Raw genomic sequence first — 18,408 nt, forward strand, 5'->3', positions numbered from 1 at the left:
CGGGTGCCCGTTTTACATCTTCCCGTCAGGCCTGCAAAATAGCGCTCTCACTTTTCGCTAAAGATCATAACGATGAAAAAATCCCTGCTCTGTACGCTCCTCGTTTGCCTGTCCGGTTCTGCTTTTGCCACTTCCCCGGAGGAGGCGCAGGTCGCGGAGGCGGTGAAACCTACGCTTACCGCGCTGATGAACGACCAGTCGATCCCGGGCATGGCCGTTGCGGTCATCTACAAGGGCCAGACCTATTTCTTCACGCAAGGGCTAGCGGATGTCGCCGGGAAAAAGCCCGTCACCCGACAAACTCTGTTTGAGCTTGGCTCGGTGAGCAAAACCTTTACCGGGGTGCTCGGCGGCGATGCGGTGGCGCGCGGGGAGATTGCTCTCAACGATCCGGCCAGCAAGTACTGGCCCGCGCTGTCAGGCAAGCAGTGGCAGGGCATCAGCCTCCTCCATCTGGCGACCTACACCGCAGGGGGACTCCCACTCCAGGTGCCGGAGAGCGTGACCGATGCCGCAGCGCTGCAAACGTACTATCAGACCTGGCAGCCAGCGTGGTCGCCGGGAACTAAACGCCTTTACGCCAACGCCAGTATTGGCCTGTTCGGCGCCCTGGCGGTCAAGCCCTCAAAGATGAGTTTCGAGCAGGCGCTCACCCGCCGGGTGCTGGAGCCGTTGAAGCTGAGCCACACCTGGGTGACCGTACCGGCAAGCGAACAGGCGAACTATGCCTGGGGCTACCGGGACGGTAAGGCGGTGCACGTCTCGCCAGGGATGCTTGATGCCGAAGCCTACGGGGTAAAAACCTCCATCGTGGATATGGCAGGCTGGTTACAGGCCAACCTGCAACCGGACAGCATTAAAGACGCATCGCTGAAAAAAGGGGTGGAGATTGCCCAGTCACGCTACTGGCAGGTGGGGGATATGTACCAGGGGCTGGGCTGGGAGATGCTCAACTGGCCGGTCTCCTCCCGGACGCTGGAGCAGGGGGCCGATAATAAATATGCCCTGGCCGCCCGCGATGCCACCGCTATCGCGCCTCCACAGCCGCCGGTGCAGGCCTCATGGGTACACAAAACCGGCTCGACCGGCGGATTCGGCAGCTACATCGCCTTTATCCCTGAGAAGAACCTCGGCATTGTGATGCTGGCGAATAAAAGTTACCCCAACAGCGAGCGGGTCAAGGCAGCGTACCGCATTCTTGCAGCATTGCAGTAAGGTTGATTGCCCTCAAAGGCCCGGCAGCGCTACGCTTGCCGGGCCAATAGCGGAGCATCAACAAACTTCAACAGGTAAACGCCATCTCCTTCGCCAGCAGGAATGGACGAAGATAACCCACGGTATTCGAGAGCGGGATCACCTCATCCGCCAGATTGATGTTTAACACCTCGCGAATGTACGCCCGGCGGCTGGTAATCCGCGCCCACAGCTCCGGGTACGCCGCCTCAATTTTCTCCTGCAAGGCCTGGTCCGCCAGGGCGACGCTCTCCTCGGCGCTCACGCCGGTATAACCAGGAACCGAGGGGATGATATCGAGTTGCAGGATCATGCCGCTTTTTAACGTCTCGGCAGAGCCCGGGTAGATGGGAGAGGACATCCACTCCTCGTCGGCGCTAAGGTGCCCGGGATTAAGATGCCAGCCATACTGCGCTTTATTGAGCACCTGTTCGATATGGGCATACAGCTCGCCGCCCGGCATGCCGATTTTAATCTGCTCAAGCCAGCTGGCGACGGCGGCAAAATAGGGTTTCGCCACCCGATCCAGATAATCTTTCTGGCCGTCCGGCAGCTCGCTCTCGTCAGCAATCACAAACCCGGTCCGGCTGGACAGCCCACCCTTAAAGCCGGTGGTCATCGACAGCGGCTGCCCGCGCTCCAGCTTTTTATAGGTGGGGTAGAAATTTGCCTTCTCAAAACGCTGTCCGGCGGCGGCAATGGTCACCACCGTCTGATACTGCCCCTCTGCCGCCAGCCGCGCCCCCAGCTCGGTTTCGCGCATCCCTGGCTCCACTGCGTTCATGGCGTTCAGGATGCAGGTCGAGGCCAGGTTTGCGCCATATTCATAATGCGCGATTTCGTTCTCGTTGTTGGTGATGCGGGCGCCGTTATCGCCGCCGATAAACAGGTGTGTGGCGTTCTCAAGCGTCGCATCGGTGCTGTTTTTCAGCGCTTCGACGATAAAATAAGGCAGATCGAAAAGCTGCCTGTTATCCGCCCCGGCTGCGGTAAACATCTTCCAGCCCACCAGTCCGATTCGGCCATGCGCATGCAGACCCGCTTCGCGAAACAGCGACTGCAGCGAGGTTTCATTATCCATCGGCTGGTTGGGCAGCGAGAAAAACGGGCAGTGTCTGAGGGTAACCGGAATGCGGGAATGGCGGGCCATCTTCAGATTTTCATTGCCGAGGATCGCCGTCGCCGCGCCGCTCTTTTCCAGAATCAGCAGACCCTCCTCAAAACGCGGCACAAACCCGGTCAGGTACTCAAAGTTGCTGCCGTGTTCTTTGTCGGCATAGATCACCAGGGCGTCATAGCCCGCCTCGTTGATGCGGGCCAGCACTTTATTTTTGCGCTCAAGCAGGGTGGCATCGGTAAGCAACACCGGAGCCACATCGGTGAAGGTACGTGGCGCAGGAATGGTCTGCAGCTGGATCATGATTTCCCTCGTCGTCAGAAGGCGGTTCAGGCGCTTTTTTGCGCATGAACCCGCACGGTGGAGGCCGGCGCGTTTACCAGCTTATTTGCCGGACGCACCGGGCGGCGCACCAGCTCCCCCTGGCAGTTAGGGCAGCGATGGTGAAGGTGGGTGTCGGCACAGGTCGCGCAGAAAGTGCACTCAAAGGAGCAGATCCGTGCGTCCAGATCATCAGGAGGCAGGTCACGATCGCACCATTCGCAGTTCGGGCGGAGTTCAAGCATGGTTCTTATCCTGTTGGGTGGGGGCCTTTTTTTACTATGCCAGAGAGTAAAAAAAGCCGCGACAGCATAATAATAACGTGACGCGGGGAGCGTTAACTCCCCTGTTGCACGCTTCTGAAATCGTCAGGGGTATCGATATCAACAATAATTTCCGGGCGATCGAGGGCCACGCATTGGTGTTTACCCTGCATCAGGGCCTGACGCATGCTGCGGATAGCCGGACGGGAGATCGCCTGTTGCAGGCTGGCGCGATCAATCAAAACAGGGTGGCCGGGCGTACCGTGATAGTGCGGCAAGATCGCCCCCCCGGTGCGTAATGCCCACAGTTGGCGGTAAATCTCCCCGTCCAGGCAGGGCAGATCGCCAGGGGTAATAAAACAATAATCCGTGCTCACCGCCCGGGCACCGGTTATCACCGAACTGACCAGTCCGTTTTCATAATCGGGATTATGAACCAGGGTGACATTTTCCCGGTGCTGATATCGCGCCTGTAGCTCCTGGGCGCGAAAACCGGTGACGAGAATAATGCGGGAGCAAAACTGCAGAGCGTTGTTGATACTGGCATCCAGAAGGGTCCCCTCGCGCCAGGGTAACATCACTTTCCACGTTTCCATGCGGGAGGAGAGTCCTGCGGCAGTAATAATACAGTCGACCGGCATTGTCTTATCCCTTTATCAACGTGAGAGAAGTTAAAGGGAAAATATACCGCAAATTTCGGGATTTAACGCGCTGACCGTCGCCTGTTAAAAAGCCCCCTGAAGCAGGGGGCAATTCGCGCAATTTTTAGCGTGTCAGGTAGCGGGGGGCGGGTTCGCCGGTGCGGGCGCTGGCAAACAGCGCCAGGCGCGCCTCTTCGTAGCGCGTCCACAGGGCTTGATCGTGCATCGGCGGGATGGTGATCAGCTCGCCCTGATCGAGCCCCGCCAGCGCCGCATCCACCATATTGTCGGTGGTCATCACCGACCCGGCGGGCAGAGCGTCGGCGCTGATGCCGGACAGCTCCCAGATCTCCGTGGCCGTGGCTGCGGGCAGTACCGCCTGGATACGCACCTGGCTGTCAGCAAACTCCTCCTGTAATCCGCGCGTAAAATTCAGCACCCAGGCTTTGGTGGCGCTGTACAGCGCGCTGCCCGCCCGGGCATGGATCGACAGTACCGAGGCGATATTAATCAAAGTACCGCGGTTGTTTTGCGCCAGACGCGGCAGCAGGGCATAAGTGAGGCGCATCAGCGCGGTGGTGTTGAGCATGTTGATCGCCTGATGCTGCGCCACATCCCCCGCGAGGAACGGTGCCATTTGCGCAGTACCGGCATTGTTGATCAGCGTGTCGATAGCGGTGTTGTTGCGCAACATCTCTTCCACGGCGCGGATCCCGCTTTCATCGGTAAGATCCGCCGTCAGGGTGGTGACCTTCACGCCATAGCGCTGCCTGAGCTGTTCCGCCAGCGCCAGCAGACGCGCCTCCCGGCGGGCCACCAGCACCAGATCGTAACCGCGAGCGGCGAGACGATCGGCGTAGACCGCGCCAATCCCGGAAGATGCACCTGTAATCAAAGCCGTTGAACGTTGCGTAGTCATTGTCGTACCTCTTGAAGGGGAAAGGTGGTTTTAATATGAAACTAAATAAACTGTGCGCCATTTGGTTTTATTATGCAACCATGTCGCCGGAATTTTTTAATCTCTGCGTTGGGCGGTGGAGATGACCGTCCGCAAAAGCGCGGTTTTACAGTAAAGTGAATAGACAAACTCACGATCCCACCGTCGGTCCGGAACGGTCTCTCTCAGGAAGGGTATGAAAAAGCTGTTGCTGGTTCTCTTTGTCTTAACTGCATTTGCAGCGAACTCCATTCTTTGCCGCATCGCCCTGAAGAACGGCCATGCCGATCCTGAAACCTTCAGCATGCTGAGATTGCTGGGGGGAGCGGCAGTGCTGTTTGTCTGGCATCTGGCGCGGGGAAGGCTGAAAGAGATACGCTGGAAAATCATCGACGCCCTGCTGCTGTGCGCCTATGTTCTCTTTTTCTCGCTGGCGTACGTCCAGCTCAATACGGCGACAGGCGCATTGCTGCTGTTTGGCGCAGTCCAGGTCTGTATGATCGGCTGGAGCGTGGTAAAAGGCGAGAAACTGAGCGGCTATAAGGCCTGCGGGATCGTCATTGCCGTAGGGGGCATTATTACCTTACTGCTTCCTGGCGCGACGGCGCCTCCGCTAGCGGCGGCCATTACGATGGTGGCCTCTGGCCTCGCGTGGGGAGCCTATTCGCTGCGCGGCAAAAATATCCAGGCTGCGGCGGGAACGACGAACGGAAATTTCATCCTGAGCCTGCCGGTTATTCTCGTTGTAAGCCTGATACGACAGGCGCCAGTCCATATTGACGCCAGCGGCATCATCCTGGCCCTGCTTTCCGGCGGGCTGGCATCTGGCGTTGCCTACGTGCTCTGGTATGCCCTGGTTGGCACGCTCTCTTCAGCAACCGCCAGCACGCTGCAGCTGAGCGTTCCGTGTATTGCGGCGGCAGGGGGTGTGTTATTTCTTGGCGAGGTACCGGATCTGCGGATGTTGCTTTGCACGCTGGCGGTGCTGGCCGGAATAGCAATGGTTATCGCCGCCGATAACAAGAAGCGGCAACAGCCGGAAAAAAACGGTTTATGAACGGGCAGGAGGTAATGATTCTCCCGCCCTCATCTGGCTTTCACTAAGCAGTGATAAAATTTAAACCTTTATATTTTTGTGTGTTTAATTGCATTATATAAGTGGGTAGATTATTTTTTGTACAGATTCAATAAAATTTGCCCTAACTGAAATAAATGTACAGACTTTACTTAATCATTTTTAAAAGAAGTAAAAATTTAACTTATTGATTTTAATGATTTATTGTATAAATGATTTTGTTGCTGCAATAATAGGCAGGGAGCATATATTAATAGCACGTTAACTAAATTATAATTCTTTCATATCCGGCAGATAGGTGAGGTTAGTATGCGGTTTATTGTCATGTTGTTAAGCGTTGTGGTTGCCACCCATGCCTGGGCGGGTGAACTGCCCAAACCTGCCGGTAAAGCGCTTTTAACCCTGTCCGGTAATATTCAAAATACAAACGAAGAGGGTAAAGCCGTTTTCGATGTCGCCAGCCTTGAGAAACTCGGGATGGTCAGTTTTCAGACCACTTCGCCCTGGTATAATGGACGTACAACCTTTACGGGTGTGCCGCTGCAAAAGATCATGGATTACGTTGGAGCAAAAGGCACCGTTGCTAAGGTCATTGCGCTCAATGACTACACCACCGTTATCCCGCTTAGTGATTTCAAAAAATACAACGTTATCCTTGCCTTGAAAGTCAACGGTGAATACATGCGTATCCGTGACAAAGGCCCGCTATTCATTGTGTATCCCTATGACAGCCTGCACGAGCTGAATAATCAAATTTATTATTCACGATCGGCATGGCAGGTCAGCAAAATGAATATTGAGTAGGAGTTCAGAAGCGCAACATGAACAGGATACTGGCGGGCATCATTTTTTTCCTATTTATCTCTACGGGATATATCTCTTTTCTTGTGCACGAGAGGCAACAAGAGCTACAAAAACTGACGCACTATACGGACTCATGGTCTGCAGCTCAGCTGGTATCAGAATTTTATCGATTTGAATCAACGCTTGGTCTTTACGCCAACGGTATTGACGCATTGACGATAGACGACGTACGCCTGCGTCTTGACATTATGCTCAGCCAGAGCGGTTTAATGAAAGAGGGCGATCTGGGGCGCTATATCGCCAGCAATAAAGCGCATCATGAACTGGCGGTAAATATAGAAAATATTCTCAAAGAACTGGACGCTAATCTTGAGAAAATGGATCGTTCAGAGCTCCAGACATACCTGATTCAAATGCACCTGCTTGATGCCCCTTTAAGCCGCCTGTCATCCAGTGCATTAGATAATGATATTAACTCGATCAATAAAGCTAATCTTAAAATACAGACATTATATTATATTTATTCAGCCGCTTCTTTACTGCTCATCATTTTGAGCGGCATTCTTGGGGTACTCATATTCTTCCAGAACAGAAATATTCTGACGGCGCATCTTCAGGTCAAAAGCCTTGCTGAAGAGCTGCAAAAATCTAAGGAAAAGCTGCAAATCCAGAATACGCAACTGGAATATGATGTTTACCATGACTCGCTGACAGGAATGAATAACCGTCAGTTTTTCTGGGGAAATATAAAGAAAATCATTCAGGTGGCAGAAAAAAATAATGATTCTGTAACGGTAATGCTCTTTGATTTAGATCGTTTCAAGGAGATCAATGATACTTATGGTCATGATGTTGGCGATATGTTGCTGCGCCAGATCTCCGAACGCCTGATTGCCATGAGCCTGACATCCGATACGCTTTATCGCTTAGGCGGGGATGAGTTTGCCTTTCTCTCAAGCGGTTTGACAGAGAGCAGCGCCGTTTCACGCGCGCGGAAAATATGTGCTTCCATCAACCAGCCGTACACTATTTATAACACCATCATTAATATCGCCACCTGTGTCGGGATTGTTATCTCAGACACGGAGCGCCGCTCCGACTTTCTCTATAAATTTGCCGATCTGGCCCTGTATGAAGCCAAAAAAGAGGGCCCCGGTCAGATAAAAGTCTTCCGGCCGATCATGTTACAAAAGCTGCAGGAGAGCAGAACCCTTGAGCACGATCTGGCGATGGCCTTAGCGAATAAAGAATTCGTGGTTTATTATCAGCCCATTGTCGATTCGTTCAGCCGGGAAATTTACAGCTATGAAGCCCTGGTTCGCTGGGTGCATCCATTAAAGGGCCTTCTGTCGCCCGATAGCTTTATTCCCGTTGCTGAAAAAACAGGCATGATTAACGAACTGGGAAGGTCGGTGCTTGAAATCGCCTGCCGGGAAGCGGCGACCTGGGCGGTTCCGGCAAAAATCTCCGTGAATGTTTCGCCTATCCAGCTCAGCAGCAAAGCCTTTGCCGGCATCGTGCTCTCCATTCTGGAGGAGACAGGGCTTTCGGCCAATCGTCTGGAGCTGGAGGTGACGGAATCCTCTCTCTTTACCGATAACGATACTCCGCTCAATACTCTCAACATGCTCAGAGCCCGTGGCGTGCAAATCTCCATTGATGATTTTGGTACGGGATATTCTTCCCTTTCGCGGTTGAGTAAGCTCGCCTTCGATAAAATTAAAATCGATAAATCCTTTGTGCATTCGATATCTGACCAGGACGACGCCCTGACCATCATCAAACTGATCACCGGTATGGCGAAGTCTCTTAATATGAAGGCGGTTGCAGAAGGGGTCGAAACGCAGGAACAGCTGGAAAGTCTTCAGGCGCTGGGCTGCGATCTCGCCCAGGGCTATCTGTTTGGTAAACCGCAGCCGGGAATCGATGGCAGGATCCGCAACGGATAAATCGCGTGGCTGAATGAAGGCGTGGTGAAAAAAGAAAAAAACATAAATGCCCGTCAGGGCATTTATGTTTTAAAAAGCCATTAATGGAAGAACAGTGCAATCAGGATAATGATTGGAATAGGTACGCCTAAAAAGAAGAGTAATAGTGAGCGCATTTTAAACCTCCTGCTTAATTAAGAATTATAAATCACGTTGACGACCACCGAAGGTCGCACACAGGCTGGCAACGAAAGCACCGGCCAGCAGCGCAATAAATGTCCAGAGCATCAGATAGCTTGTGGTTTTACGTGCGGCATCAGCAGCTTGCTGCGCTTTCTCCTTCGTTTCTTTTAATTTAGCCTGGGCTTTGTCATAGGTGGTTTGTACACGCTGTTCAGCTTCTTGCTGACTGATACCCGTCTTTTGTGCAATCAGCTGGGCAACATACTGACGATCTTCCTGCGGTAAGGTACCGGTGGTGATGCTATTGGCAAAAATACCGGTCACTTCACTTACCTGCGCAGGCGTTAATGGCTCAGCAGGTGCGGCTGGCGTGGCGGGAGCAGGCGCAGGTGCAGCGGTTGGGTCAGCAGGATCGGTGGCACCGTTTGCTGGTGCGGCCGGTGCCGGTGTGGCAGGGTTACTGGCCCTGAACATCGAATTCACAAAATAGTCCATGGATGAACCCGGTGCCTCAGACGAACTGTTCGCCATACCCGCCGCGCCAGCTGCCGTGGCCGTCGCAGCCCCGCCAGCAACGGTACCCACGACTTTAGCGCCGCCGCCAATCAGTGCGCCCACGGTGCTTGTAAACAGCGCCGCAGAAACCAGTGCCGCGACAGCCCAGGTTAAAAAACCGTGGGCAGTATCGCGGAAGTACACTTCATCGGTACGGGTATCGACCCATTTGGTACGCAGGCGCCCGGCTAAATAGCCGCCCATGCCTGACGCCACAATTTGTGTGAACGTCAGCCAGGCGATGGCTGCGATACCCACCGTACCGGCGTCGAGCCCGCGGTTTTCCCAAGGCGAAATCGTTGTCAGACCCAGCCCGGTGCCCAGCATAAGCAAAATCAACGACAGGGAGGCCGCTGCCGCCGCGCCGGCAAAGATGGCACCCCATGATACGGCGCTGCTGTTTGTCGCAGGCAGGGGCAGCCGCGAATCGGGATACGTAGTGTTAACCGTGGCGTGTTCATGAATGTGAGTCATAGCTGTTGTCCTTTAATTAATCTTTGCGTTCGGAACCAGGAACTGATTGAAAAACAGGAAACATTATCAACTTGAACGTTTAAGCCCTTCAGGGACCGGATGATGTCATTTATAACGAGGAAGGCTGTAAAACTGACCGAAATAAAAAACAAAAATCAACGATCTAAGAATAGTTGATAATTTTGCGCCGGACGGCTTTTCAGCTTTAAAAATCCGTTACCGCTTCGGATAACGGATTTTATAATTAGCCTTGTTGTCGTCAGGCGCGTCAAAATAAAGGCAACAGAATTAGACTACGCCGGTACCGCCGTCTGAGCACCAGACCTGACCGGAGGCATACGAACAATCTTCAGATGCCAGCAGAACATACAGCGGCGCAATCTCCACGGGCTGACCCGGTCTGCCCAGCGGGGTATCTCCCCCGAACTGCTGCACCTTCTCCTGCGGCTGTCCGCCGCTTGACTGCAATGGCGTCCAGTAAGGGCCCGGCGCCACGGCATTCACGCGGATGCCTTTCGGCCCAAGCTGTTTTGCCAGGGATTTGGTAAATGCCACGTTACAGGCTTTGGTCTGGGCGTAATCCAGCAGGATTTCGCTGGGCTTAAAGGCCTGAACCGAAGAGGTATTAATAATCACCGCGCCTTCCGACAGATGACGCAGGGCGGCGCGGGTGATCCAGAAGGGGGCATAAACGTTGGTTTTGAAGGTCGCGTCGAAAGCGGCGGTGGTCAGATCTTCAATGGATTCGCAGAACTGCTGTCTGCCCGCATTGTTGACTAAAATATCGAGTCCACCCAGCTCCGTCACCGCGCGCTCAACCAGCGTCTCACAGAACGACTCCACCCGAATATCACCCGGGATCGCAACGGCTTTGCGTCCTTCCGCCTGAATCAGGGCAATAACGGCTGCGGCATCGGACTCCTCTTCCGGCAGATAGCCAATGGCCACGTCCGCACCTTCACGGGCGTAGGCAATCGCCACCGCGCGACCAATCCCGGAATCGCCGCCGGTAATCAGCGCTTTTTTGCCAGAAAGTCTGCCCGAGCCGGTATAACTCGTCTCGCCATGATCGGGGATTGGCTTCATCTCTGACGCCAGTCCGGGCGTTTGCTGCGGCTGTTCCACAAACGGGGGTTGTGGGTAGTTTTTTGAAGTGGTGTTTCCTGATGTCATCCCGACCTCCTTTATCAATGAATTTAAAGCGTAGCCACTGTGACGGAACGCACCTTTCTGGAAGGGATAATTCAGATTATTCTTCTTCTGGATATATTTTTGATTTTATCTTCACTTTGTAAGGTCATTAAACACGCGCCCCCTTTTGGGCCGCAAGCGTGAGGGCGGAGGAGATTATTTGTGCTGTTGTTTACGGGTAATACCGGAAATGAAGCGTCTGAGATGTTTTTTGGGTGAGCCTCTGCGTGTGGCGTTGATTTTTGCCGGATCGACTACGACCTTATTCGCTTCCGGGAGGATCGGCTTTTGGCTGCCCGAGCGAAGTTGCCAGAGTGCGCCTGAATCGCCATGAATAATCAACGCGCCTGAAAGGAGGAGGGGAAATAAGATCTTCTTCATCCTCTTTAGCCTCTCTCTTGAACGAGCATGCAAGCAGGGCAGAGTTTCCGCCGACCCTCTGCCCGCTGTGCTACCTTATTTCTCTATCATCTGGATAATCTGATCCCGGTTGATCGCATGTTCATTTCCCGCGATATCTTCATAAGTAATGAGGCCATTATCATCATCAACTTCGGGTTTTCCGTGAGTAATAATCATCTCACCATTTTTCTTCTGTAAAACATAATCGCTTGAACATCCGGCGACGGTGAGGCTCAATAGCACCAGGCTTATTACAGCCACAACTTTCTTCATTACAACTCCTTATTTACTCAAGCCTGTCACAGGCACAATGATGCTGCACGCTAGTTAAATTGCGTCAGAAGCAGTGCAGCATAAATCACGAACATGAAAAAGAGCGTACCGATAACGACGCGTCGTTCGAGAGCCGAAGTATTTTTGTCAGCACGCTTCTCTGGTTTATTTAACATGATTGCCTCTTTTCGTTAGCCCACCATTACCCCTGAAACCCTTACCGGCAGGTTATATTTGTGGGTATGTTGTAAGAAGTTTTCTACTTTTGCAGCAGAGTCATTCCATTCGTAGGCCTTATTAAGTAAGGCATATTTCCCGGTGCCAAAACGATGGTAGGGCAGTAATTCGATAAATTTGAACGCGGGGCGATGCCAGGTCAGGGAATGTATCAGCATTAACAATTTTTCAGCCTGTTCGGGACTATCGTTAAAGTCTGGAATCACCGGGATACGGATAATAATCTGTCGATCTCCCTGCAATAATCTTTCAAGGTTACGCAGGATGATCTTATTACTCACCCCGGTATAGCGTTTATGCTGCTCGTCATCGGCGCTTTTCAGGTCATAGAGAATCAGATCGCAAACCGATGCGATCTGTTGAACGGCGCGCCACGGGGCGTACCCGGCGGTTTCAATTGCCGTGTGAATATCCTCTGCGCTAATTCGTTGGATGAGTTGTGTGGCAAAATCGGGCTGGGTACAGACTTCACCCCCGCTGAGAGTGATGCCGCCCCCGGATTGACGAAACCAGGTCTCATCCGCCATGACGCGGTGAAAAACGGCCTCTGAGGTCAGTTTTTCCCCTGTCACATTAAGTGCACCAGCCGGGCAGCTCTCTTCGCATCGCCTGCAACCCTGGCACTGACGCGAGCGATCAAGCGTGTGCACACCGTCCACCCAACGATGTACGCCGGCCGGGCAGTGCAGGGCACATTTTCCGCAGTGAAGACAGCGCTCAGCATGCCAGAAGATCTCGCTGCCGGGGTTGAGTCCTTCCGGGTTGGCGCACCAGCGGCAGCGCATCTGGCAGCCTTTCAGAAACACAACGCTGCGGATCCCCGGTCCGTCATGCAGCGAAAACCGCTGAATATGTGTTATCCAGCCGGATGTCGGCTCAGAAGCGACGTTGAGTGGTTCGGCTGATGATCTCATCCTGCACCTCTTTACTTAATTCAACGAAAAAGGCGCTGTATCCTGCGACACGGATCATCAGGTTGCGGTACTCCTCCGGATTTTGCTGCGCCTTCAGCAGCGTTTCATCATCCAGGTAGCTGAACTGCAACTGGGCATTTCCCAGGATACTGGCTGTCCGCAGCAGATGGATAAGGCTGTTTTGCCCTTCCGGCGTTTCCAGCATGCCGTACATAAGCTTGATGTTATGGACCATGCCGATATCCATCTCTTCGACATTGATTCGGCTGACCGAGTTGATGATCGCGGTGGGGCCCAGATAATCCGTCTGCTGGGCCGGGCTTATTCCATCCGCCAGCGGCTTGCCCGCAAGGCGACCGGATGGAAGGGCGCCGGTTATTAGCCCGAACGGCGTATTGTTCGAGATGGAGAGCGTGCCGAATGCAAAAGGTGCATACAGCATCCGGTACTGACGATGCTCCTTTTCCAGAAAGTGCACGCTTTCGCGGGCAATCTCATCCACGGCGGCAATGTCGTTACCGTATTTCGGCACCCGCAGACATGCAGTAAGGAGCGCCTCATAACCGACAAAATTATGGTCGAGCGCGTCAACAATCTGTTGCAGCGTGAAGCGGGAGGTTTCAAATACCAGCGTCCTGATGACCATCAGAGAGTTCACGAAGTCGGCAAGCCCCGTCCAGATAAGTCCCGGCCCCGCATTCAGAAACGCGCCGCCCTGGGTGACATCCTTCGCGGTTGCCATACAGCCCTCGATGAGGCTCGACATCAGCGGTTTTCTGGCATGAGCCGCATGCAGTTTCTGCACGATGAGCGTGACCTGCGCGGCCTTTCTGACCATAGCGGATAACTGGGCCATAACCGCACGTTTGACATCTTCATAGCAGTGGAACTGCGATACCTCGCCGGTGCGGGGGCCTGTCTGCTTCCCGGCGCGCGAGCGGCCGTTATGCAGGGCCATCTCGATCGCTGCGGTGAAGGTGGTATAACCCACCGAGGTCCACTGGTACATTTTCCCCGCTTTCTGCGGCTCGACGCAGCCCATCAGACAGTAGTCACGGGCATCTTCATAGCTGAACCCTTTATGCAGCATCATGCGAATATGCGCATCATCGAAATGGCATGCCGGGAACCCCATTCCGCTGCGCACCACATCCACCACCTTGCGCATAAACGACTGCGGCGACTGATTGTGAATTCGCACGGCGAGGCCCGGCTGATAAATTTTTAATCGCGCGGAGCAGTCCATAATGAGCAGCGTGAGCGGATTGGTGGCATCGCCGCCTTCACGCTTCTGCCCGCCGACCACGAGGTTGATAAAGGGCTGATACCCGGCGAAATACATCGCCGTCGATTCGCTGCAAATCCACAGGGTTTCCGCCATCTTAATCAGCCAGCAGCAAAGCAGCTCTTCAGCCTGGGCATGTGTTAAGGTTCCGTCACTGAGATCGCGTTCCAGCAACGGCCAGAGATATTGATCGACGCGGCCAAGGGAGATCCCGGTCTGATTCTCTTCCAGCATAAACAGCGAATGCACAAACCAGATAGCCTGCAGGGCATCGTAAAAATGCTGCGGAGGATGTTCAGGGACACGCTCGCAAATCGTGGCAATATGCAGCAGTTCTTTCCGGCGAAGGGGGCGGGGCTCGGCCCCGGCCAGCTGGCGCAGATAACGCGCATAGCGCCGGGTGTAAGCCATCACGCCGTCACAGGTGTGCTGCACGGCGGTATAAAAATTAAACGCCTCGATGCCGTCGGAGGTGGCGGGATCGAGGGCGGCCAGGTGCGCGGCTGCCTCATCCCGTATTCCCTTTATCCCTTTGGTCAGCAGAATATTGTCGTAGCCCGGGCAAGCGTCACCGCCGCCGTTTTGTGTTTTAATCGTGACGTCGCATATCGCATCGTCATGACACCACTCCCACAGCCCGACGGTTTTTAGCTGCGTCTCCGCCATCTCATCCAGTGAGCGGCCTTGCCAGTAAGGAAACACCTCTTCCCGCAGGATACGTTTCGTCTCGTCGTCAATCTGGTAGGGATCCTGGGCCCGGAAAGGGAGGTTATCCAGCTCGTTGGCCACCCAGCGCCAGCTTATTTCCGGCGAAACTTCACCCCCGCGCGCGCCGCCGGCAGGGTGGCTGACGATAAGCTCGTTTTCGGCGACATATAAAGGCGCGTTCTCGCAGGCATGACGAAACGCTAACGCCCTGAGCAGAATATTATCCATTCCCGGATTGGCCTGATAAACCCGGGTGACGCTAAGGGCACGATGGGCAGAAATAAAGGGCTTCGCCTGCAAAAAGGCGTCGCGTAGCCGTTCCACACGCGGTGGAAGGGGTTTGCTATTCATACTGTCGATCCTTTAAAACGCAATCACGATGAGTCCGGCGACGATGCAGCCGATCCCCACCTTTTCCAGGGCGCTGCTGCGCAGTTGATAAAAGATGCTGCTCAGGAGTGAAATCATCACAATGCCGGTTCCTGACCAGGCGGCATAGGCGACAATCGGTGAAATCCAGCCCATTAGCATCGACAGGGCAAAAAAGGATGTCGCGTAACAAATCAGGCAGAGAACCGTTATCAGCGTATTTTTGAATGTATTGGTTTGCGGCAGCATTAAGGTGGCAATCACTTCCATTGAGACGGAAATAAAAAGCCAGAAAAAGCCAAATAAAATATTCACCATTTAAAACCACACTGTTATCTTTTTTGTTTGATAGCAAGATTGAGAATTAATGTGCCAATAATAACCATACCCACACCTATCCACGAATCCTGTGCCAGGGTGAAATCAAAGTAACGGGTTTGTATAAAGGTAATACTTATGATCCCGACGGCAGACCAGATAGCATAGGCCACACCTATATGAATCCTCCTCAGGGCGAGAGATAAAAAATAATAGCTTACGCCATAACAGATAATGGCCAGTACACCAACGGAGATAATTTTAAAACTGTCAGAAAGCGATAATAATGTTGTCGCGACGATTTCAATAGATACGGCAGCAATAAGCGCAGTAACGCATCTGGTTAAAGTCATTAGATTATCCTTGGTTATAAGTCACCAATAGTGTTTGGTTCAGGTAACAGGATGCCGGTCAGAATTTAATCCGCTTATTCTATTCTCGGTGAATTAAATGAATACTGTAAAACAGGTCTGTTTAAATAATAAATACCCCCTCAATGACCAGACAGGCTTCGCCCGTCAGCGCCACGCGGCCCGTATCGTTAATATGGCAGATCAATTCTCCTTTACGGCTGCCGCCCTGTTGGGCATGGAGCGTTTTTTTCGCCAGCTTGTCGCTCCACAGCGGGGCCAGAAAGGTATGCGCAGAGCCGGTAACGGGATCTTCATTGACGCCCACCTGGGGCCCAAACCAGCGGGAGCGGAAATCAAACTGACGAGAAGGCGCCGTTACTACCACGCCGCGGGTGTTGAATTTCGCCAGGGCGGTGAAATCTGGCGTTAAGCCATCAAGTTGCGTTTCGTCATCCATGACCACGATCAGATCGGAGGCCTGCCAGATTTCAGTCGCCCCGGCAACGATGCCAAGCGCTGACAAAAGCCCGTCCGGGGCCGCAATCCTGCGGGGGGTGACGAGGGGAAAGTCCATCGTGAATTTTCCGTTATCAGAGGTAACGGTCAACTCACCGCTGCGGGTGAAAAAACGCACCGTCTTGCCCGTCTCTTCGCGACGCAGAAGGACACTGGCTGCAGCAAGCGTCGCATGACCGCAAAGGTCGACTTCAACGGCAGGGGTAAACCAGCGAAGGGCGTAATCATGCCCCTGCTTAACGACAAACGCCGTTTCGGAGAGATTATTCTCGCTGGCTATACGCTGTAACAGCGCATCCTCTGGCCACGCTTCCAGCAGACAAACCGCTGCGGGATTACCCGTAAACGGGCCCTGAGAGAAAGCATCCACCTGGTAAAAAGGAATGCGTTGCGAATAGCTATTTTTCATTCATCACCTCAAGATCGTTATAAACCGTATAGCGTGTCACACCCAGCGCCTGGGCCGCGTGTTGCACGCCCCCCCTCATTTTAAAAATGCCTTTATCGCGCATCTCCGCAACGATTTTAAGACGTTGCGTTTTCTGAATTTTCTTTCCGGTAACGGTATATTTTTCAATAATTTCCTGAATTGATTGCTCAACAAGGCCACCCAGGTTGAGATCGGCTGCATCCGTTTCGGCAGGCGCGGTGGCCATGATGATGTCGAGACTTTTGCGAATGTGTTCATACGGTGAGGTGTCGACATTCATGCAGAAAGCCATCAGCGGATGGCCGTCATCGCTGTAGTAGATGGTGGAGGCGCTGTTGAGGATCTTCTCCGAGGCAGTCACGGTTTTATAATCTTTAACCGTCAACGATTTACGGCCCTCGTTTTTACTGAGCAACAGGGCAAATCCCTTATCTTTCTCGGGGCCAGATAACAGGTGGTCGCCTTGACGTCTGCCGCTGACGTGCCCGTTAATGATTTTGACGATCGAGCATTCGGGCGTGGTGAGATTGTGTAAAACGGCTTCCTGATTGGCGGAGAGCGTACCCGCCAGCGCATCCATGGCAGCTTCCAGTGGCCCGGAAATCAGCTTAATTTGTTCTGCATATTCTGACTTCATCATTTTTCCTTCGTCTGGGTCATTGTCAGGGCCACGAGTTTACCATTTGCCACGCGAACCATCGCCTCTGCAGGGGAGGGATGGGCTGGCAGTCTTAAATTATACTCATAATGTTTAATTATCAACAAAAAGTTGATTTGTGGTTTTTTCAGGGGTGAATTCACTGCCACTGATGGCGGGCTTTCCAGCCGGGAGCCTCTGAAAAGTGGGAACAAGTATGAAAATCATTGGACTTATAGCGTTAGCGGGTATCCTGACGGCGTGCAGTGTTATCCATCCCTTTGGTGATGCGACGGTGTATCAGGTCTATTCGGTCTCTTCTCACCCGGGGCTGGTGGGGCGCTACCACTGTCTGCGCGATGCCTTGTCGGCAGAGGGCTATGGCGTTGAGGTGATTTATCCTGAGGCGGATACCCCTAACTTTTTTGATATCAACAAAGCGCAGCAGCGGATCGCTCAGGTAGATATGTACCATGTACGCGGGTCAGAAGAGATCAGTATCACGCTCATTGCCGGGGCAAAAACAGATCTCCGCACTCTGGATGGCATCATGCAACCCTGTGTAAGACGGTAATAGGCTGAGGGGAAAGGCCATCCTGATGGGGCAATATGTTAGGATAAAAAAAACAATCAGGCGCTAAATAAGAGGGAGAGGCATGATAAGAAAAAACAGAATCGTTGTGGATTATTCATTATCAGCCCTGGAGCGTACTAACGCTGGCAAGCTCATCAACGATCATAAAAAAGAACACCTCAAACCTTACGGTTCTCTTTTTCTCATTCATAAGGCTGCGGTCTCTGTTTTAGCTGTGGCGGCCTTATTTAATTTTATCACCCTGTTGCAGTTAAGCCTGCAAACCGCCCCCGACGGTGATTTTCTCGCCAGAACAAAAATGTTCAGTATCGCGCTGCTCGTGCTGTTTGGCGTCGCGTTGGCGCTGTTCAAACTCTATGATGTGGTCATGAATAAGGTCATGCAAAAGCAGCAACAGGCTGAGCAGGAAGACGAGGAGACTTTACAGAAAGTGAAGCTCAACCGCTTCTTTATTGAAAATATCACTAACACCGCCAGCGTTAAAATCTATTGGGAAAAAGTGAAGGAAAGCTACAGGAAAGGGGGTTTTATTTTTATCCATATGCGCAGTGATAATTGTGTGGTGATACCCGAGAGAGTATTTGCCTCAGCAAACGAAGCCGCAGAGGTGTTTGACTTTATCAACGCGCAGTTAGCGCAAAATAGATAA

Annotated in this window: 20 protein-coding genes; 6 read left to right on the forward strand and 14 right to left on the reverse strand. The window is 53.0% G+C overall.

Features of this window, described 5'->3' with window-relative positions; translation table 11 throughout:
• Positions 1-72: 72 nt before the first annotated feature.
• Positions 73-1,215: a CMY2/MIR/ACT/EC family class C beta-lactamase gene (gene ampC, locus C3406_RS03680; RefSeq protein ID WP_103823623.1), complete on the forward strand. Its 1,143-nt coding sequence runs from the start codon at positions 73-75 to the stop codon at positions 1,213-1,215.
• A gap of 67 nt (positions 1,216-1,282) precedes the next feature.
• Here ampC and C3406_RS03685 read toward each other — a convergent pair whose 3' ends face one another.
• From C3406_RS03685 to C3406_RS03700, 4 genes are all read right to left on the reverse strand, one after another.
• A complete protein-coding gene (locus C3406_RS03685) occupies positions 1,283-2,653 on the reverse strand; it encodes a M24 family metallopeptidase (protein WP_103823624.1) in 1,371 nt (456 codons plus the stop codon).
• A 26-nt stretch (positions 2,654-2,679) separates the two neighbouring features.
• Positions 2,680-2,916, reverse strand: a complete 237-nt coding sequence (locus tag C3406_RS03690; RefSeq protein WP_103823625.1) for a DUF1272 domain-containing protein — start codon at positions 2,914-2,916, stop codon at positions 2,680-2,682.
• A 92-nt stretch (positions 2,917-3,008) separates the two neighbouring features.
• Positions 3,009-3,575 (reverse strand): NTP transferase domain-containing protein, encoded by a 567-nt coding sequence (locus tag C3406_RS03695; RefSeq protein WP_103823626.1) that lies wholly within the window; start codon positions 3,573-3,575, stop codon positions 3,009-3,011.
• A 124-nt stretch (positions 3,576-3,699) separates the two neighbouring features.
• Positions 3,700-4,494, reverse strand: coding sequence for an SDR family NAD(P)-dependent oxidoreductase (locus C3406_RS03700; RefSeq protein ID WP_103823627.1), 795 nt, complete (start codon positions 4,492-4,494; stop codon positions 3,700-3,702).
• 214 nt (positions 4,495-4,708) lie between these two features.
• Between C3406_RS03700 and C3406_RS03705 the strand changes: the two genes are divergently transcribed.
• The 3 genes from C3406_RS03705 to C3406_RS03715 all read left to right on the forward strand — a co-directional run bounded on the left by C3406_RS03705 (position 4,709) and on the right by C3406_RS03715 (position 8,340).
• Positions 4,709-5,569: a DMT family transporter gene (locus C3406_RS03705; RefSeq protein WP_103823628.1), complete on the forward strand. Its 861-nt coding sequence runs from the start codon at positions 4,709-4,711 to the stop codon at positions 5,567-5,569.
• A 327-nt stretch (positions 5,570-5,896) separates the two neighbouring features.
• Complete coding sequence (locus C3406_RS03710; RefSeq protein WP_103823629.1) at positions 5,897-6,391, forward strand: putative pterin-binding protein; 495 nt, start codon at positions 5,897-5,899, stop codon at positions 6,389-6,391.
• 17 nt (positions 6,392-6,408) lie between these two features.
• Positions 6,409-8,340, forward strand: a complete 1,932-nt coding sequence (locus C3406_RS03715) for a putative bifunctional diguanylate cyclase/phosphodiesterase (protein ID WP_103823630.1) — start codon at positions 6,409-6,411, stop codon at positions 8,338-8,340.
• A gap of 180 nt (positions 8,341-8,520) precedes the next feature.
• Here the strand turns inward: C3406_RS03715 and C3406_RS03720 are convergent, their stop codons facing one another.
• The 10 genes from C3406_RS03720 to C3406_RS03765 form a co-directional block, all read right to left on the reverse strand.
• Positions 8,521-9,531, reverse strand: coding sequence for a hypothetical protein (locus C3406_RS03720; protein ID WP_103823631.1), 1,011 nt, complete (start codon positions 9,529-9,531; stop codon positions 8,521-8,523).
• Positions 9,532-9,819: 288 nt separating this feature from the next.
• A complete protein-coding gene (locus C3406_RS03725) occupies positions 9,820-10,704 on the reverse strand; it encodes an SDR family oxidoreductase (RefSeq protein ID WP_103823632.1) in 885 nt (294 codons plus the stop codon).
• A gap of 174 nt (positions 10,705-10,878) precedes the next feature.
• Positions 10,879-11,103: a hypothetical protein gene (locus C3406_RS03730; RefSeq protein WP_103823633.1), complete on the reverse strand. Its 225-nt coding sequence runs from the start codon at positions 11,101-11,103 to the stop codon at positions 10,879-10,881.
• Between the two features lie 75 nt (positions 11,104-11,178).
• Positions 11,179-11,397 (reverse strand): YgdI/YgdR family lipoprotein, encoded by a 219-nt coding sequence (locus tag C3406_RS03735; protein WP_103178994.1) that lies wholly within the window; start codon positions 11,395-11,397, stop codon positions 11,179-11,181.
• Between the two features lie 191 nt (positions 11,398-11,588).
• Positions 11,589-12,548: a glycyl-radical enzyme activating protein gene (locus C3406_RS03740; RefSeq protein WP_103823634.1), complete on the reverse strand. Its 960-nt coding sequence runs from the start codon at positions 12,546-12,548 to the stop codon at positions 11,589-11,591.
• Positions 12,511-14,892: a choline trimethylamine-lyase gene (gene cutC, locus C3406_RS03745; RefSeq protein WP_103823635.1), complete on the reverse strand. Its 2,382-nt coding sequence runs from the start codon at positions 14,890-14,892 to the stop codon at positions 12,511-12,513. Before cutC ends, C3406_RS03740 begins: the two co-directional genes overlap by 38 nt.
• Positions 14,893-14,904: 12 nt before the next feature.
• Entirely contained in the window at positions 14,905-15,228 is a 324-nt protein-coding gene (locus C3406_RS03750) for a DMT family transporter (protein ID WP_103823636.1), read from the reverse strand.
• 14 nt (positions 15,229-15,242) lie between these two features.
• Entirely contained in the window at positions 15,243-15,581 is a 339-nt protein-coding gene (locus C3406_RS03755) for a DMT family transporter (RefSeq protein ID WP_103823637.1), read from the reverse strand.
• 121 nt (positions 15,582-15,702) lie between these two features.
• A complete protein-coding gene (locus C3406_RS03760; protein ID WP_103823638.1) occupies positions 15,703-16,506 on the reverse strand; it encodes a PhzF family phenazine biosynthesis protein in 804 nt (267 codons plus the stop codon).
• Positions 16,496-17,164 (reverse strand): helix-turn-helix transcriptional regulator, encoded by a 669-nt coding sequence (locus tag C3406_RS03765; RefSeq protein WP_103823639.1) that lies wholly within the window; start codon positions 17,162-17,164, stop codon positions 16,496-16,498. Before C3406_RS03765 ends, C3406_RS03760 begins: the two co-directional genes overlap by 11 nt.
• 217 nt (positions 17,165-17,381) lie before the next feature.
• On the opposite strand from C3406_RS03765, the gene C3406_RS03770 reads away from it, so the two are divergent.
• Both C3406_RS03770 and C3406_RS03775 read left to right on the forward strand, forming a co-directional pair.
• Complete coding sequence (locus C3406_RS03770) at positions 17,382-17,738, forward strand: hypothetical protein (RefSeq protein ID WP_103823640.1); 357 nt, start codon at positions 17,382-17,384, stop codon at positions 17,736-17,738.
• Positions 17,739-17,820: 82 nt separating this feature from the next.
• Positions 17,821-18,408, forward strand: coding sequence for a YcxB family protein (locus C3406_RS03775; RefSeq protein WP_233210531.1), 588 nt, complete (start codon positions 17,821-17,823; stop codon positions 18,406-18,408).

It is taken from the genome of Leclercia sp. LSNIH8 (assembly GCF_002920195.1).
In the GTDB taxonomy this organism is placed as follows: domain Bacteria; phylum Pseudomonadota; class Gammaproteobacteria; order Enterobacterales; family Enterobacteriaceae; genus Enterobacter.

Coding starts and splice junctions, on each gene's coding strand:
- ampC (WP_103823623.1), top strand. CDS start 73: ATGAAAAAATCCCTGCTCTGTACGCTCCTCGTTTGCCTGTCCGGTTCT.
- C3406_RS03685 (WP_103823624.1), bottom strand. CDS start 2,653: ATGATCCAGCTGCAGACCATTCCTGCGCCACGTACCTTCACCGATGTG.
- C3406_RS03690 (WP_103823625.1), bottom strand. CDS start 2,916: ATGCTTGAACTCCGCCCGAACTGCGAATGGTGCGATCGTGACCTGCCT.
- C3406_RS03695 (WP_103823626.1), bottom strand. CDS start 3,575: ATGCCGGTCGACTGTATTATTACTGCCGCAGGACTCTCCTCCCGCATG.
- C3406_RS03700 (WP_103823627.1), bottom strand. CDS start 4,494: ATGACTACGCAACGTTCAACGGCTTTGATTACAGGTGCATCTTCCGGG.
- C3406_RS03705 (WP_103823628.1), top strand. CDS start 4,709: ATGAAAAAGCTGTTGCTGGTTCTCTTTGTCTTAACTGCATTTGCAGCG.
- C3406_RS03710 (WP_103823629.1), top strand. CDS start 5,897: ATGCGGTTTATTGTCATGTTGTTAAGCGTTGTGGTTGCCACCCATGCC.
- C3406_RS03715 (WP_103823630.1), top strand. CDS start 6,409: ATGAACAGGATACTGGCGGGCATCATTTTTTTCCTATTTATCTCTACG.
- C3406_RS03720 (WP_103823631.1), bottom strand. CDS start 9,531: ATGACTCACATTCATGAACACGCCACGGTTAACACTACGTATCCCGAT.
- C3406_RS03725 (WP_103823632.1), bottom strand. CDS start 10,704: ATGACATCAGGAAACACCACTTCAAAAAACTACCCACAACCCCCGTTT.
- C3406_RS03730 (WP_103823633.1), bottom strand. CDS start 11,103: ATGAAGAAGATCTTATTTCCCCTCCTCCTTTCAGGCGCGTTGATTATT.
- C3406_RS03735 (WP_103178994.1), bottom strand. CDS start 11,397: ATGAAGAAAGTTGTGGCTGTAATAAGCCTGGTGCTATTGAGCCTCACC.
- C3406_RS03740 (WP_103823634.1), bottom strand. CDS start 12,548: ATGAGATCATCAGCCGAACCACTCAACGTCGCTTCTGAGCCGACATCC.
- cutC (WP_103823635.1), bottom strand. CDS start 14,892: ATGAATAGCAAACCCCTTCCACCGCGTGTGGAACGGCTACGCGACGCC.
- C3406_RS03750 (WP_103823636.1), bottom strand. CDS start 15,228: ATGGTGAATATTTTATTTGGCTTTTTCTGGCTTTTTATTTCCGTCTCA.
- C3406_RS03755 (WP_103823637.1), bottom strand. CDS start 15,581: ATGACTTTAACCAGATGCGTTACTGCGCTTATTGCTGCCGTATCTATT.
- C3406_RS03760 (WP_103823638.1), bottom strand. CDS start 16,506: ATGAAAAATAGCTATTCGCAACGCATTCCTTTTTACCAGGTGGATGCT.
- C3406_RS03765 (WP_103823639.1), bottom strand. CDS start 17,164: ATGAAGTCAGAATATGCAGAACAAATTAAGCTGATTTCCGGGCCACTG.
- C3406_RS03770 (WP_103823640.1), top strand. CDS start 17,382: ATGAAAATCATTGGACTTATAGCGTTAGCGGGTATCCTGACGGCGTGC.
- C3406_RS03775 (WP_233210531.1), top strand. CDS start 17,821: ATGATAAGAAAAAACAGAATCGTTGTGGATTATTCATTATCAGCCCTG.